14 protein-coding genes are annotated in these 15,752 nt (G+C 64.0%); 7 read left to right on the top strand and 7 right to left on the bottom strand.

The window, feature by feature from the left end; translation table 11 throughout:
- Positions 1-8 precede the first annotated feature (8 nt).
- The 3 genes from dnaA to mutM form a co-directional block, all read right to left on the bottom strand.
- Positions 9-1,400, bottom strand: a complete 1,392-nt coding sequence (dnaA, locus tag WG908_RS01260; protein ID WP_340184733.1) for a chromosomal replication initiator protein DnaA — start codon at positions 1,398-1,400, stop codon at positions 9-11.
- Positions 1,401-1,837: 437 nt separating this feature from the next.
- Positions 1,838-2,101: a 30S ribosomal protein S20 gene (gene rpsT / locus WG908_RS01265; protein ID WP_340184734.1), complete on the bottom strand. Its 264-nt coding sequence runs from the start codon at positions 2,099-2,101 to the stop codon at positions 1,838-1,840.
- 115 nt (positions 2,102-2,216) lie between these two features.
- Positions 2,217-3,029 carry a bifunctional DNA-formamidopyrimidine glycosylase/DNA-(apurinic or apyrimidinic site) lyase gene (gene mutM / locus WG908_RS01270; RefSeq protein WP_340184735.1) on the bottom strand — a complete coding sequence of 271 codons (813 nt, stop codon included), beginning with the start codon at positions 3,027-3,029 and terminating at the stop codon, positions 2,217-2,219.
- 80 nt (positions 3,030-3,109) lie between these two features.
- Between mutM and WG908_RS01275 the strand changes: the two genes are divergently transcribed.
- From WG908_RS01275 to WG908_RS01300, 6 genes are all read left to right on the top strand, one after another.
- Positions 3,110-3,841 carry a class I SAM-dependent methyltransferase gene (locus WG908_RS01275; protein WP_340184736.1) on the top strand — a complete coding sequence of 244 codons (732 nt, stop codon included), beginning with the start codon at positions 3,110-3,112 and terminating at the stop codon, positions 3,839-3,841.
- Between the two features lie 176 nt (positions 3,842-4,017).
- Positions 4,018-5,556, top strand: a complete 1,539-nt coding sequence (gene ubiB, locus WG908_RS01280) for a 2-polyprenylphenol 6-hydroxylase (RefSeq protein WP_340184737.1) — start codon at positions 4,018-4,020, stop codon at positions 5,554-5,556.
- Between the two features lie 105 nt (positions 5,557-5,661).
- Positions 5,662-6,906 carry a bifunctional phosphopantothenoylcysteine decarboxylase/phosphopantothenate--cysteine ligase CoaBC gene (gene coaBC, locus WG908_RS01285; RefSeq protein WP_340184738.1) on the top strand — a complete coding sequence of 415 codons (1,245 nt, stop codon included), beginning with the start codon at positions 5,662-5,664 and terminating at the stop codon, positions 6,904-6,906.
- On the top strand, positions 6,881-7,342 hold the full coding sequence (gene dut / locus WG908_RS01290; protein ID WP_340184739.1) for a dUTP diphosphatase: 462 nt from the start codon (positions 6,881-6,883) through the stop codon (positions 7,340-7,342). Before coaBC ends, dut begins: the two co-directional genes overlap by 26 nt.
- On the top strand, positions 7,339-8,106 hold the full coding sequence (locus WG908_RS01295) for a HesA/MoeB/ThiF family protein (RefSeq protein ID WP_340184740.1): 768 nt from the start codon (positions 7,339-7,341) through the stop codon (positions 8,104-8,106). The genes dut and WG908_RS01295 overlap by 4 nt, the downstream gene beginning before the upstream one ends.
- Positions 8,094-8,459 carry a DsrE family protein gene (locus WG908_RS01300; protein ID WP_340184971.1) on the top strand — a complete coding sequence of 122 codons (366 nt, stop codon included), beginning with the start codon at positions 8,094-8,096 and terminating at the stop codon, positions 8,457-8,459. The genes WG908_RS01295 and WG908_RS01300 overlap by 13 nt, the downstream gene beginning before the upstream one ends.
- A gap of 55 nt (positions 8,460-8,514) precedes the next feature.
- Here the strand turns inward: WG908_RS01300 and WG908_RS01305 are convergent, their stop codons facing one another.
- Positions 8,515-10,839, bottom strand: coding sequence for a TonB-dependent receptor plug domain-containing protein (locus WG908_RS01305; RefSeq protein WP_340184741.1), 2,325 nt, complete (start codon positions 10,837-10,839; stop codon positions 8,515-8,517).
- A gap of 118 nt (positions 10,840-10,957) precedes the next feature.
- Between WG908_RS01305 and WG908_RS01310 the strand changes: the two genes are divergently transcribed.
- Complete coding sequence (locus tag WG908_RS01310; RefSeq protein ID WP_340184972.1) at positions 10,958-12,004, top strand: phytase; 1,047 nt, start codon at positions 10,958-10,960, stop codon at positions 12,002-12,004.
- Positions 12,005-12,044: 40 nt separating this feature from the next.
- On the opposite strand, the gene WG908_RS01315 is transcribed toward WG908_RS01310, so the two are convergent.
- The 3 genes from WG908_RS01315 to WG908_RS01325 all read right to left on the bottom strand — a co-directional run bounded on the left by WG908_RS01315 (position 12,045) and on the right by WG908_RS01325 (position 15,734).
- A complete protein-coding gene (locus WG908_RS01315; protein ID WP_340184742.1) occupies positions 12,045-14,699 on the bottom strand; it encodes a M1 family metallopeptidase in 2,655 nt (884 codons plus the stop codon).
- 154 nt (positions 14,700-14,853) lie between these two features.
- Positions 14,854-15,213, bottom strand: coding sequence for a (2Fe-2S) ferredoxin domain-containing protein (locus WG908_RS01320; RefSeq protein WP_340184743.1), 360 nt, complete (start codon positions 15,211-15,213; stop codon positions 14,854-14,856).
- Positions 15,186-15,734 carry a J domain-containing protein gene (locus WG908_RS01325; protein WP_340184744.1) on the bottom strand — a complete coding sequence of 183 codons (549 nt, stop codon included), beginning with the start codon at positions 15,732-15,734 and terminating at the stop codon, positions 15,186-15,188. The genes WG908_RS01320 and WG908_RS01325 overlap by 28 nt, the downstream gene beginning before the upstream one ends.
- Between the last annotated feature and the right edge of the window lie 18 nt (positions 15,735-15,752).

Here is a 15,752-nt window from a genome sequence, read left to right on the forward strand (position 1 = left end):
CCCCGCTGTCAGCCCTCCAGCAACCGCTGCAACGCCCGCACATCGGCGTCGATATCGGGATTGCTCTGCCGCAGATCCTCTATCGTTCGCACCGCATGGATGACGGTGCTGTGGTCGCGGCCGCCGAAAATCCGGCCGATCTCCGGCAACGAACGCGGGGTCAGCTTCTTGGCGAGGTACATCGCGACCTGCCGGGGGCGGGCCACCGCCCGCGCGCGCCGCTTGGAACGCATCTCGGTCGGGTCGATGCGGTAATGCGCCGCACAGGCCTTCTGAATTTCGTCGACCGTAATGCGCCGCGCATTGGCGCGCACTGCGTCGGCCAGCATAGATTGCGCGAATTCCAGATCGATCGGCCGGCCCGTCAACTGGCCATAGGCGATCAGCTTGTTGAACGCGCCTTCCAGTTCCCGGACGTTGGACCGGATCGCGCTGGCCAGGAATTCGATCACTGAATCGGGCACCGGGGGATCGCCGGCAATCGCTCGCTTGGCTTCCAGAATCGCCAGGCGCAGGCCCACCGCCGGCGGCAATATGTCGGCGACCAGACCGCCTGCGAGGCGTGAAAGGATACGCGGGTCGATTGCATCGAGCGCCTGCGGTGCCCGATCGGCCGTAATCACGATGCGCGCGCCCGAATCGATCAATTCGTTGATCGTGTGGAGAAATTCCTCCTGGGTCGACCCCTTGCCGGCGATGAACTGGATGTCGTCGATCAACAGCAGCCGGGCAGCCCGCAGCCGGGCCTTGAACGCCATGGTCTCATTGGCGCGCATCGCGTTCACAAATTCCATCATGAAGCGCTCGGCCGACATATAGAGCACCGGCGCGCCCGGCGAATGACGCGAAAATTCGGCGGCGATCGCGTGCAGCAAGTGAGTCTTGCCCTGCCCGGTTCCGGCATGAATGAACAGCGGGCTGAAGCGCGGCGCAGCTTCGCCCGCCATCCCCTTTGCAGCCGAAAAGGCAAGCTGGTTGGTATCGCCGGTGATGAAGTCCGCAAACTGATGACGCGGCTGAAAATTCGACAGCGGTGACGCCGGTTCCATCGGCCCCGACGCCGGCGCCGGGGTTGCATCGGTCAGGTCCAGCAAGCGCGGCCCCAGCATATGCGGCGCGCGCACCAGCCGCACTTCGCGAACGCCCACGCCGGCATGACGCCAAACCATCTGCAGTCGGTCGCCAAACTGACCCGACACGAAATTGGCGGTAAAGTCGGACGCGAAGCAGATATCGAGGGTTTGCGAATCAGGGCAATAATCGCCCAGTTGCGCAGGCTTTAGCCACTGGTCGAACATCCGCGCGCCGACATCTCGACGCAGCCCGGCGCGGATGCTGGACCAGGCGGCATCCAAGCGCGCGGTGTCGCGCATCTCGGCTCCGTCCTTCTCCTGCGTCATGCCGTCCTCTTGCGTCATTTGCGACCCGTCCCCCACACACAACGCCCAACTGAGCACAATAGCCAGAACGAACAAGACCGATGCGAGAAAGCTCTGCTTTTTCGCCCACGCTCACGCCAAACTGTCAAGACGGCCACCATTTGTCTGTGATTCGATCAGTGGCCGGAGAGCCAAATTAGACAGTCCGACGCCGCCGGATCAAGGGCGGACCAAGTCAAAAAAATGAAATAAACCGATTGACTCGATAAGATGCGGAAAATTCACACAAATGATTTTAAGTATAAAAATCAGACATTTATTTGAAGGTCGGGAAGGGCGTCGCGGTCGAATCGTGGATAAAGCTGGATTCACACTCCTGGCGGCTATGTGAAGAATATACGAAAAAGCCCGCCAGGCATCACCTGACGGGCTTCACCGATCTGGAAAAATATGAGCGCTCAGGCGAGCGCGGTCACAGCCTTGGTCAGGCGACCGAACTTGCGCGCTGCGGTGTTCTTGTGCAGCACGCCGCGAGCGACGCCGCGCGCCAGCTCGGGCTGGACGCTCTGCAGCGCGGTCGCAGCCGCAGCCTTGTCACCGGCGGCGAGGGCGGTTTCCACCTTCTTCACCAGGGTGCGAATCCGGCTCACGCGGGCACCATTGATTTCGGCGCGGCGGGCATTGCGGCGGATGCGCTTCTTGGCTTGCGGCGTATTGGCCATTCTAGTCCTCGGTTCGTCAATTTCGTGAAAGAGGGGTTCAACGCGGGTCGAGCCACTCCATGAAGGTGCGCCCCTTACAGAGGTTGGGCTACGGCGTCAACCTGTCGGCCGCCTGTCAGCGCTGACAGTTGGGGCAGAAAAAGGTGGATCGTCCGCCATCGACCCTGCGTGCGATCATGGTGCCGCAACCACAGGATTCTCCCTCTCGCCCATAGACGCGCCATTGTTTTGAAAAATAGCCGAGTTCTCCGTCGGGCCGGGCATAATCGCGCAGTGTCGATCCTCCGGCAGTGATCGCCGCCGCCAAAACAGCGCGAATCGCATCGACCAGCGCCTTGAGCTTCGCCCGGCTTACCTGGCCGGCCGCGCCATGGGGTACGATGCCGGCCATATTGAGCGCCTCGCAGACATAGATGTTGCCAAGTCCGGCGACGATTCGCTGATCGAGCAGGGCGACCTTGATGGACGCTGCCTTGCCCGCCAGCACGCCTGCAAGATAGGCGGGCGTGAAATCCGGCCCCAGTGGTTCGGGGCCCATTCGCGTGAAGGGCGGATAGCTTTCCCATGAATCGCTGCGCACCAGGTCGATTGATCCGAATCGCCTCGGGTCGTTCAATGCCAGCACATGCCCCGCCCCCGTTTCCACGATCAGATGATCGTGCGTGCCGATTGCCTCAGGGTCGATCCGCCAGCGGCCCGACATGCCCAGGTGGAATATCATCATGTCGCCCCGATCTGTGGCGATCAGTCCATATTTGGCACGGCGCGACAGCCCCGTTATACGCGCGCCGGTCAACCGCTGGCGCAGGTCGACGGGGATCGGGAAGCGCAGGTCCGCTCGGCGCGGCTCTACGCGCGTCAGCAACGCGTCCTGCAATATGACGCGCATGCCGGCGACAGTGGTTTCGACTTCGGGCAATTCAGGCATCGCGCCCCTTTAGCCAAGCGCGCTGCCGATGCCCAGCTTCATGGCTGGAACCGCGCGCGAACACTGTCTAGAGGAATGTCATGAACGAAACCGCATCCTTTGGCTATCGCGATGTCGACGCCACGCAAAAGGCGGGCATGGTCCGCGACATTTTTTCCAGCGTCGCGTCCAGCTACGACCTGATGAACGACGCCATGTCCTGCGGCGCGCATCGGTTGTGGAAGGACCAGTTCGTCAACCGGGTCAAGCCGCGCGCCGGCGAAGCGATCCTCGACATGGCGGGCGGAACCGGGGACATCGCCTTTCGGATGCACAAGCGCGGCGCGCATGTGACGGTGGCGGACATCAACCCGCAAATGCTGGCCGTGGGCGTCGAGCGCGCGCGCAAAAGGCGGATCGAAGGGTTGCTCTGGTCGGAACAGAATGCCGAGGAATTGACCTTCAACGACCGCAGCTTCGATGCTTACACGATCGCCTTTGGCATCCGCAACGTCACCCATATCGACCGGGCGCTGGATGAAGCCCACCGCGTTCTCAAATTTGGCGGCCGGTTCTTCTGCCTCGAATTTTCGACCACGACCTGGCCGGGATTTGCGGAAATCTACGACGCCTATTCGCACAGGCTGGTGCCCAAGCTCGGCAGGCTGCTGGCGAAGGACGAGGACAGCTATCGCTATCTGATCGAATCGATCCGCCGTTTTCCGCCAATGCCGCAGTTCGAGACGATGATCCGGGATGCCGGGTTCGCGGCTACGAAAGTCGAACCGATACTGGGCGGACTGGTCGCGATCCATTCGGGCTGGAAAGCGTGATGGCGCTCATCGAAGCGCGCTGCTCTCATCCTTGGAATGAACCTGTTGAAGGGCGCATTTTGTCGATCGCGCCGCGGTTTGTGGAGCGCGATGGATGCTGAAACACATTCAGCATGACAGCAAGAAGATGGACAGGTTTGCAGATATCATGACGCGCTCCCTGGGGGGTTACTGACATGACCGCCCACGTCACCCACATCTGGCGGCTGCTCAAATGGGGCCGCATTCTGGCGCGCCACGGGGCTTTGCGCGGCATCGAGCGCGACGTCCTCACCCCCGCGCCGGTCCGCCGGCTGGCCCGGATCGCAAGGCTGGGCGCGCGCGTGCCCAAACAGCCCCGCTATGCCGATGCGTTTCAGGCGATCGGTCCCGCCGCGATCAAGCTTGGCCAGACGCTCGCCACCCGTCCCGACCTGGTCGGCGAAGCAGCCGCGACCGACCTCCTGCGCCTTCAGGACGCGCTCCCGCCCGTTCCCTTCGCCACTATCCGCGCCGAAATCGAGCAGGCTTTCGGTCGCCCGCTCGACGCGATCTATGCGACCTTCGATGAAAATCCGGTAGGCGCGGCCTCGATCGCACAGGTCCACCGCGCCACCACGAGCGACGGCCGCGACGTCGCCGTCAAGGTGATTCGTCCCGGCGTCATCGACCAGTTCAATCGCGATATCGCCACCTATGAATGGGCCGCGGCTCATGTCGAGCAACTGGGCGGCGAGATCGCTCGCCTGCGCCCGCGCCTCGTCATCGCCAACATGAAACGCTGGACAGCGCGCGAACTCGACCTGCGGCGCGAGGCGGCTTCAGCATCAGAACTGGCCGAAGCGATGGTCGCGGAACCCGGCTACATCATTCCCGCCATCGACTGGGACCGCACCAGCGGCCGGGTGATGACGATGGAATGGGTCAACGGCATAAAGATCGCCGATCGCGACGCGCTGATCGCCGCCGGCCATGACCTGCCCGCCATCGCCGCGCGGCTCGTCAACGCCTTCCTGAGACAGGCGATCGCCGAGGGTTTCTTCCATGCCGACATGCACCAGGGCAACCTGTTCGTGACCGCCGATGGCAACATCGCCGCGATCGATTTCGGCATCATGGGCCGGATCGACCGGCGCGCGCGCATGTGGCTTGCTGAAATCCTCTACGGCCTCATCACCGGCAATTATCGCCGCGTCGCCGAAATCCATTTCGAGGCGCAATATGTGCCCGCCCATCATGATGTCGCCGAATTCGCCACTGCCCTGCGTGCCGTGGGCGAGCCGATGCGCGGCAAGCCGGTGCGCGAATTGTCGGTCGGGGGCATGCTCGACGGCCTGTTCGCCATCACCCGCGATTTCGACATGCAGACCCAGCCGCACCTGCTGCTGCTGCAAAAGACGATGGTAATGGTGGAGGGGGTCGCGACCGCGCTCGACCCGGACATCAACCTGTGGGAAACCAGCGGCCCTTATGTGAAGGAATGGCTGCGCACCGAACTGGGACCGGAAGCGCAAGCCGCCGACGCGCTGATCCAGAACTGGCGCACGCTTCAGCGTCTCCCCGCCCTCGTTCGCCGGATAGAGGATGCCTTCCCGGAAAAAGGCGGCGCCCCACCCCCGCCGCCGCTGACCGAAGTGAAGCTGATCCGCGTCGGCGGCGGCTGGCGCTATGCGGCGGTGGCGGTTTTGGCGGCTGCGGCCGGGGCTGGCGCTATGGCATTGCTTGCCTTACCTTGAAGCCATGACCCTTACCAAAGCCATTGCCCGGATCACGCCGCATGAGGCGAAGCTGCGCGCGGCGGGGACGGCTGCGTTCTATGGGTCAGGCTCCGCCCCTCGCGAATGACCCAGCATATCCTCCTCATCGTCTCCGGCGGCATCGCGGCGTACAAGTCGCTCGAACTCGTGCGCGTGCTCAGGCGCAAAGGCATCGCCGTCCGCGCCGTCCTCACGCAATCCGCGCGGCAATTCGTCACGCCACTCTCGCTCGGCGTCCTGACGGAAGATCATGTTTACGGCGATATGTTCGACCTCAAGGAGGAACGCGAGATCGGGCATATCCAGCTTTCCCGTCAGGCCGACCTGATCGTCATCGCTCCTGCCACCGCCAACATAATAGCGAAGATGGCCAACGGCATCGCCGACGACCTCGCCACCACCCTGTTGCTCGCCACGGACAAGCCAGTGCTGGCGGTGCCCGCGATGAACGTGCGGATGTGGCATCATCTCGCGACCCAGCGCAATCTGAAGCGGCTGCATGCCGACGGCATCCATATATTGGAGCCCGACAGCGGCGACATGGCCTGCGGCGAATATGGCAAGGGCCGCCTGCCCGAACCGGAGGCGATCGCGGCGGAGATCGAGCGCCTGCTGGCCCTCCCGGCCTTTGATCCGTTGACCGGCCAGCCCGATTTTGCTCCCCCGCCGTCCGCGCATTTGTCCGGCCGGCATATCCTGGTCACCGCCGGTCCCACTCACGAACCAATCGACCCGGTGCGCTACATCGCCAATCGCTCGTCTGGCAAGCAGGGCTTCGCCATCGCCGCCGCCGCCGCGCGCGCGGGCGCGCGCGTGACGCTGGTGTCGGGGCCGGTTCAGTTGTCCACGCCCGCCGGCGTCGACCGGGTGGATGTGCAGACCGCACGCGACATGCTTGCCGCCGTCGAAGCCGCGCTGCCCGCCGACGCCGCGATCATGGTCGCTGCCGTCGCCGATTGGCGCGCGGCGGACGCAGCCGCTCTGAAAATCAAAAAGGACGGGTCGGGCGCCCCTCGGCCGCTCGCTCTCACTGAAAACCCCGATATTCTCGCCACCCTCGGCCACCATGCCCGGCGTCCCACCCTGCTCGTCGGCTTTGCCGCCGAAACGAACGATGTCACCGCGCATGCTCAGGCAAAGCTCGCCAGGAAGGGGGCCGACTGGATCGTCGCCAACGACGTGTCGGGCGACGTGATGGGCGGCGAAACCAACGCCGTGCATATCGTCACGGCCGCCGGCATCGAAAGCTGGGACGCCGCGCCCAAGGAAGCGGTCGCCGCCAAACTCATCGAAAAGGTCGCCGATGCCTTCGCCTCTTGCTCCGATTGAGATCGCGCTCAAGCGCCTGCCCCATGGCGCCGGCCTGCCCGTCCCCGCCTATGCCACCGCTCATGCGGCGGGCATGGACGTGGTGTCGGCCGAAGATGTGACGCTGCCCCCTCGCGGTCGTCACGCCATCGCCACCGGCTTTGCGATGGCGATCCCGCAGGGCTATGAAATACAGGTCCGGCCGCGCTCGGGCCTGGCGCTGAAGCATGGCATCTCGCTGCCCAACACGCCCGGCACGATCGACGCCGATTATCGCGGCGAACTGAAGATCATCCTCATCAACCATGGCGACGAACCCTTTACCGTCGCGCGCGGCGACCGCATCGCTCAGCTCGTCGCCGCGCCCGTTCAGATCGCCACCTTTGCCGAAGTCGATGAACTGGACGACACCGTGCGAGGCGCCGGCGGCTTTGGATCGACGGGGGTCGCCACATGACCCTGACCGACGCACAGCTTGAACGCTATGCCCGCCATATCGTCCTCAAGGAAGTGGGCGGCGCGGGGCAGGCGCGGCTGCTGTCGGCCGATGTCGTAGTGATCGGCGCGGGCGGCATCGGCAGCCCGGCGATCCTCTATCTTGCGGCGGCGGGCGTCGGGACGATCCGGGTCATCGACGACGATAGCGTCGCGCTGTCCAATCTTCAGCGGCAGGTGCTGTTTGGCACTGACGATATCGGCCAGCCCAAGGCGGAAGCGGCGATGGCGGCGATCGCCTGCCTCAACCCGGACGTCAAGCTGATCCCGATCAATCAGCGCATCGCCGCCGACAATGCCGCGCTGATGCTGCGCGAGGCCGATGTCGTGCTCGATGGCAGCGACAGTTTCGCCACCCGCCTCGCCGTCGCCGACGCCGCGCACGCCCTGCGCATCCCGCTCGTATCCGCGGCGGTCGGGCCGTTCGAGGGGCAGGTCGCCACCTATCGCGGCTGGGAAGCGGACAAGCCCTGCTATCGCTGCCTGGTCGGCGAACCCCAGGACGCGCCGGAACGCAATTGCGCCGAAACCGGCGTCATGGGCGCGCTCACCGGCGTCATCGGCAGCCTTGCCGCGCTGGAAGTCATCCGTGCTCTCGTCCCGTTCGGTCCCGACATGGCGGGCCGACTGCTGCTCGCCGACCTGTTGTCGCTGCGCTTCCGCGCGGTCGGCGTGCCCAAGGACCCGGCTTGCCCCGCCTGCGCGGCGGAACTGTGCGTCCCTTAAAGATCATCCTGACCGTGGCCGATGCCGAGCGGTTGCGCGGTGCGCTGGTGCTGGCCTGCGCGCAGGCCGCGCTGGGTGAGGATACGGCGCTGTTCCTGCAACTCGATGCCGTCGCGCTGCTGCGCCCGCCGATTATCGCGCCGCGCGATGCCGATCATGCCGCAGCGGGCCTGCCGCCGCTCGCGACCCTGCTGGCCGAAGCGCTGGCGCTCGGGGTCACCCTCACCGCCTGCCAGAGCGGGCTGGCGCTGGCCGGACTAGATGCTGACGACCTGCCGCCCGGCATCGACACGGGTGGACCGGTGCAATTTCTCCGCGAAACCAGCGACGACGCCCGGTTGCTGATCGCCTGAAAGGAAAAGCGGCTGCGCCATCGCGCAGCCGCTTCCGTGTTAACGTCGGCTTGGATCAGAAGGCGTAGCGCGCCATGATCTGGAACACCGGCCCCGCCTTTTCGCTTTCCAGCTCATATTCGTCGAAATCGCGGTCCATCTGGTCTTCCAGATTGTCGAACTTGTTGAACACCTCGCGCTTGGCGCCATTCAGCAGGTTGGAACCGACCGCGCGGATGGTGAAGCTCTTGCCCACCCGCTTTTCGACGAAGATTTCCAGGTCCGCGCCATAGGTGGTCGTCACTTCTTCGGCGATCACCCGGCCAAAGGCGCTGCCCTGCTTGCGATAGGTGGCGCCGAACGCCACGCCTGCGTGCGGGAAGTCCTGAATGAAGCCGAAATTATAGACATATTTCGACTGGTCGTTGAACCGGCGCTTGCCGCGGAAATCGGTAACTTCGCTGTCCAGCCAGGACACGTTGCCGAACACGCCGGTGTTGGGCAGGCCGATGAAGGTCAGGCTGGTCGACAGGTCGAACTCGACGCCCCACACCTTGCCCTTGCCGATATTCTGCGGCTGGAAGACGAAGGTGCCCTCGCCTTCGGACCCTTCCTCGCCGGTGTTGACCAGCTCGATCAGGTCCTTGACATCGCGGTAGAAGACATTGACGCCGACAATACCCCCCGTTCCCATGCGATGCTCATAGCCAAGGTCGAATCCCCAGGCTTTTTCGGGATCGAGCAGCGGATTGCCGAGCAGGTCGCTGTCGCCCACTTCCTCCTCGAATAGCGCGGGCGTGATGTAATCGAACTGCGGCCGGCGCAACGTGCGCGCGACCGAGCCGATGATCCGGTCGCTCTGCGTCAGCGAATATTTGAACGAAGCCGACGGCAGGAATGCGTCATAGCTGTTGCGCTGGTTCTGCAAGGCTTCATCGACGGTGAAGTCGTTGATACGAACCTTGGTATGTTCGTAGCGCAGGCCCGCTTCCCACTTCAGGCTGCCGGTGTCGCCCTCGACCAGAGCAAAGGCGTCGCGACGCTTTTCCTTGATGCGGATGTCGGCAGTCATTTCGATGACGTCGAAATCGCCCGCCAGTTCGGTCGGATTACGCATGAACTGGTCCCAGGCGAAACTGCCCTCACCTTCCTGCTCGCCCTCGACGATGCCGGTGCGGCGGATCTTGTCCTGGTAAAAGCCGCCGAAGACCAACGTTATGCTTTCGCCCAGCGGCAACTCATGGTCCAGCTTGACCGAAAATTCCGAGTCCGTGATGTCATTGAGCGTCAGCGCGCCTTCGAATTCCGGCTCGTCGCCCTCATCGACATCGAAACCGATTTCATATTCGGTCTCGCGCCGGTCCTCGATGAATTTGGCGTACCCCACGCGCAGCGACGTCTTGCCCGCCGACCATTCATGGCTGAGCTTGCCGTCGATCGAGAAATTCTCCTGATCGATCTTGGCGACATTGGCATTGTCACTCACCAGGTTGCCGGCCGGCACCGGGCCGTTGGTCGCGGTCGGATCGTCATATTCGAAACTGCGCTCGGTCTCGGTCCGGTCGGTCTTCACATAAAAGCCGTTGAGCTTGAAATTGGTGTCGCCCGCGTCGATCTCGTAGCTGCCGTTGAAGCTGTAATCCTTGCCGTCGCGCGTGTCGGTCTGGTCTTCGCGATTGTCGAAATCGTCCGTCGCATAGTCCGGGTTGTTTTCGGGCGAATCGCCAAAGCGCAGGCTCTTCTTGAGCTTGGGATTATGCCGTCCCTGGACGTTCGCGCCCAGCAACAGGCGCCCCGGCCCGACCTGCCCGCCATAGACGAGGCCGATGCTGGGTTCGAGTTCCTTGTCGTCATAGCGCAGCGCACCCACGCGGACATAGCCCCCGTCCAGTTCATAGCCGTCGCGCAGCACGATGTTGAGCGATCCTGCCACCGCATCGCCTGTGCGGCGGGCCGATGACGACCGCACGATCTCGACGCTGGAGATCAGCTCGGCGGGGATGCGATCGAGGAAGAAGCTGCGGTCGGCCGATGATCCGGGCACGCGCTCGCCGTTGATCAGAATCTGGGTGTAACCCGGCGGCAGGCCACGCAACCGCGCGCCGTCGCTTTCGATCACGTCCGACAGGAAAGTAACGGACGGCACGCGCTTCAATGCGTCGCCGGCGGTCAGCGGTTCGAAGCGCTGGAAATAGTCGGTGCCGTATTTCAGCACCGGTTCCGGGCTGTCGGTACGATCACGATAGCCGATGCCGCCCATGACGACGATGTCGTTCGATGTGATGATCGGCCCGTCGGTGCGCCCCGCGTCGTCGGCTGGAATATTATCCTGCGCTCGTGCCAGACCCGAAATCAGCGCCAACGATGCACAACCAAGCAAAAGCCACTTATTCGCGACCATATATGCCCCCTGTCATATGAGATGAATTGACCTTTGGGCTTTTTACTTTATCCAGCCCATCGACATCGGCCGCTAGGAGCTATTCGTGACTATATCACGACGCAAATATTACACTTACATGATGATGTTTTGCAGTTTTATTACATTGCCTGCCTGTGCGACATCTTCAGAACTGCCGCTGACTCAGCGCATCGCCAATGCGACGCCTGCGGTGGCCGTCACGGCGCGCGGGGAAACCGCCCCGGTCGGCACCGCCAATGCCGACGCCGCCGACGATCCCGCAATCTGGCGCAACCCCGCCGATCCCGCCGCCAGCCTGATCGTGGGCACGGACAAGAAGGCGGGGCTGTATGTCTATGGCCTCGACGGCAAGGTTCGCGACTTCATCGACGCGGGCCGCGTCAACAATGTCGACCTCAAGGATGGCGTGACCATCGACGGCCGGGCGGGCATCCTGGTCGTCGCCAGCGATCGCAACGATCTTGCCAAGGCAAGGCTGGCGCTGTTCAGCCTCGACCCGGCCACTGCCAAGCTGACCGCGCTCGGCAAGGTCGATGGCGGCGCCGGCGAAGCCTATGGCGTGTGCCTGGGCCGCGACGCGCACGGGGTTTCAGCCTATATCGTGCTCAAGGACGGCGCCATCAACCAGATCGCGCTCGACTTGGGCGGCGCGACGCCGACCGGGCGCACTGTCCGCACCGTCAAACTCGCGACCCAGTCGGAAGGCTGCGCGGTCGATGACCGCACCGGCCGTCTGTACGTCGCGGAGGAGGATGCCGGCCTGTGGCGGGTCGATGCCGGATCGACCGCAGCCGTGCTGATCGCCGCCGCCGATAACAAGAATATCGTCGCCGATGCCGAAGGCGTGGCCCTGGCGCCGATAGGCGCGACCGATGGCTATGTCCTCGTCTCCAGCCAGGGCGACAATGCCTATGTCGCCTATCGCATCCGCGACCACAGCTATGTGGGTCGGTTCCGCATCGCCGACGGCATTGTGGGCGGCGCTGAGGAAACCGACGGCATAGACCTGATGCTCGGCGATTTCGGCCCCGCCTATCCGGGCGGCCTGTTCGTCGCGCAGGACGGGCACAATGCCGCCGCCGCGCAGAATTTCAAGCTGGTGGCCTGGGACGATATCGCCAAGGCGCTGGCATTGCCCGACTGAGCGGAAGGAGGGCGGCGGATCGCTCCGCCGCCCTCTTCGTTCACTTCCTGCCGGCAAACCACGCCGTCAGTGCGGGCTTGAGCCGCGCCCGCGTTTCGATCCGCGTCTTGATCGTCGAAATCGCGCGGTCCACCACCTTGCGCGATTCGGGCGTCAGATACTGGGTCGCATAAGCGTCCAGTTTCCCGACCATCGCCGGATCGGCCGAATTTCCGCCCAGCCGCGCCAGCCCCTGGCTGCGCGCCGACACATCGATCAGCGCTTCATATTGCGCGCGATGCGCCAGCACATAGTCGACCGCCAGCATCGGATGCTCCGCGCCCACCTGCGCAATGATCGCGGCGCTGGTGGTTTTGCCCGGCTCGTCGGTCAGCGCCAGGTCGAGCGCCTTGGCGGCAAGCGCCTCGTCCTTCGCCTGACCGAGCAGGCCGAACATGGTGCTTTTCTCCAGATCGGACTTGGCGCCATTGGCCATGGCCCGCAACTTGTCCCATGTCGCCTGATCGGCATTTTCAGCGATGATGCCTAGCCACACATTTTTGAGCGGCCCGTCGAGCGCGGCGGGATCTTTCTCCAGCGCGGCAAAGCGGCGATTGGCTTCCGCCACCACCGCCTTGTCGCCAATGCTGCCAAGCGTCTCGATCAGGCTGGATCGCAACACCGGCACCTGCGGCCCTTCGCCTGCCTTCGCGTCATAGCCGATGCTGGTCAGCGCCGGCGCCAGCTTGGCCGACGCATAGACCGCGACCCGCGCCTGCGCCGCCTTGTCGCTTTCCAGCATCAGATGCGCGCTTTCCAGGTAGCCCGGCACTTCCGCCAACACGGCGGGGCTGGCGTTCGCCGGCACCGCGTCGATCAGGTCGAGCGCAAGGCCGATCGGCTGGTATCCGCCCAGCCCCAGTTGCCAGTTGTCCGCCATCAGCCCGGTCTGGTCGATGGCGGGCAACGTCGTGAAATCCTTCGCCAGCGCCTTGACGTTCGCCTCCGGGTAGAGCGAGCGGTAATAGCCCGTCTGCCCGACATTGACGACATAGGCGCCACAGCCCGGCAGGGTCATCTGCCCCTTGCCCTGCAAGATCATCCGCTGCGCCGCGCCGCCGGTCGTCTGCGCCATGACGGGCACGTTCCATCGCAGCGGCGCCTTGTCCTTGGCGTCGCGGCTGAATTCGCCCTGGCTCAATGTCAGCAGCGTGTTGCCGCCCTGGCAGGTGGCGCTATCCACTTTCACCAGCGGAATGCCCGGCAGCGACGTGAAATCATGCGCGATGCTGACCAGCCCCTTGGCTCCCGCGCCTTCAACCGCTTTCCACAGATCGTCGGTGATGGTGTTGCCATAGGCGTGGGCCTTCATATAGCTGCGGATGCCATTCTTCCACACATCCTCGCCGGCATAGCCTTCCAGCATCGCGATCACCGCTTCGCCCTTTTGATAGGTGATGGCGTCGAACGCCTGGTTCACCTGATCGACGGTGCTGATCTTCTGGACGACCGGATGGGTGGTGCTCAGCGAATCGAGGCTCATCGCCTGTTCGCGTCCGCCCACGCGCGTCAGCAGCATTTCCCATTCGGGCTTGAGCTTGTCGGACACCTTGGTCGCCATCCAGCTCGCGAACCCCTCGTTCAACCACAGGTCGTCCCACCATGCCATGGTGACCAGATCGCCGAACCACTGGTGCGCCATTTCATGCGCGACCACTTCATAGATTCGCCGCTTGGTGCCTTCGGACGTGAAGCGCGGATCGACCAGCAGCGTACGCTCGAAGGTGAAGATCGCGCCCCAATTTTCCATCGCGCTGAAAAACTGGCTCTGCCCCGGCCCGGCGACATTGTCGAGCTTGGGCAGCGGATAGGGCGTGCCGAAATAGTCGTTGTACCAGGGCAATATTTCCGCCTGCGCGTCCAGCGCCAGTTGCGCCTTGCCGACATTCCCCTTGCCGGTGATGACGCCGACCTCGGTCGCGCCGACCATCTTGGTTGCGCGCTCCAACTCTCCCAGACCGAAGAACAACAGGTAGGACGACATTTTCGGGCTGGTGCCGAACGTCACTTCCGTCTTGCCGCCCCCTAAGTTCCTGGACGCCTTGACCGGCATGTTGCTGACCGCCAGTTCCCCTGACGGCACGGTCGCGGTCAGTCCGAACGTCGCCTTGTAACTCGGCTCGTCCCAGCTCGGCACGAACCGGCGCGCATCGGGCGCTTCGAACTGGGTGAACAGCGCGCGCTTGGACTGGCCGTCATTATTGGTATAGTCGAGCGCGAACAGGCCATTGGCCTGCGTATTGATAACGCCGGCATAGGCGATGTCGAGCTTGTAGCTGCCAGGCGCCAGCGGCTTGCCGAAATCGAACGTCACGGTCTGCGCCCCGGCATCGACCTTGGCGGTTCCTTTCATCGCCTTGCCCTTGGCGGGCGTCAGCGTCACCGCGCCGAAATTCAGGTCGGCTGCATTCAGCACCAGCGCGGGCATCGACTGCGTCACGCTGACGTCAATTACGACCTTGCCGGTGAATGCCAGCTTCGCCACATCGGGCGTCACTGAAATGGCATAATGTGTGGGCGCGGCACCCCGCGGCAACTGGGTCGTGGTGGTCGCGGCGGGGCCGGCGGGGGTGGCCGGGGCTTGAGCCAGGGCGGGCATGGTGATGGCTAGCGGCGCGGCCGCCAGCATCAGGGGCAGGATATGGGCGAAAGACATGAGTGATAGACTCCGACAAGTCCGGGGCGGCCGGGACGGCGCGCCATGCTGTAACGCGGGATTGCGCCTTTCGCTGCATCGGTCAAGCCGCACGCCCTGCCTTGCAATGTCGCCCGTCGAACAGCATCGCCCGTTCGTCAATCTATGCCTCTGCCTACCCTGCTGCGGCGTCGCGTCGCTTGTTCGCTTCTGGAACAAGGCCAAGCATGGCGGCCAGTTCATCGAGGTCAGCGCCGGGCCGGACCAGCAACCAGTCGCGCGCCTGTGCGCCGTTGACCACGGTGACCGCACCCTTGGGGCACACGCCCAGGCAGCTCACTTCGACAATGCCCGCCGCCGCCCTGCGCCCCTTTTTCATGCCCAGCGAGCGGCGCAGCGCCTTGGCCAGCGGCTCGTCACGATCGGGACCAAAGCCGCCATCCACCTTCCGGGAACATTTGCGACAGACCAGCACCGCATGATCCCAGTTGGATCGGACATGCCCCTTCAATCGCGCGCTCCGGCGGGCTTCCATGTCCGCCGTTCCTCGGCGGCGCGCAGCACTTCATAGGCGGCCTGGATCGCCTGAAAGCGCATCGCGGCCGTCGCATCGCCCGGCTTCACGTCAGGGTGATATTCCTTGGCAAGCCGTCGCCAGCTCTTTTTCACAGCATCGAAATCCGCATCGGTTTCCAGCTCCAGCGCGGTCAGCGCATGGATTTCGTCGCGCGACCGGCTGCCATCGCCCGGCCCGCCCCAGCCATGATAGGCGCTGTTCTGATAGCCGCCGGCGTCGCGGCGCTCATCTCTCTCGCGCGACGCGCGTTCCTCGTCATCCAGCCCCTGAAAATAGTCCCAGTTGCGATTATATTCGCCGGCATGATCGGCGCAGAAATACCAGCGTTCGGGGCTGTTGGGGGATTTGGGCGCGGGGCAGTTGCCCGGCTGGTCGCACCCGAAACGGTCGCACATCCGCACCTGCTGCGCCTCGCGCGCTGCGCCATAGCTGCGCCATCGGGGAAAGCCCCAGTCATTGGATCGGCTGTTGCGTGCCATGTGCCTCAATGTAACGAT

The organism is Sphingobium anseongense (genome assembly GCF_037725245.1).
In the GTDB taxonomy this organism is placed as follows: Bacteria; Pseudomonadota; Alphaproteobacteria; order Sphingomonadales; family Sphingomonadaceae; genus Sphingobium.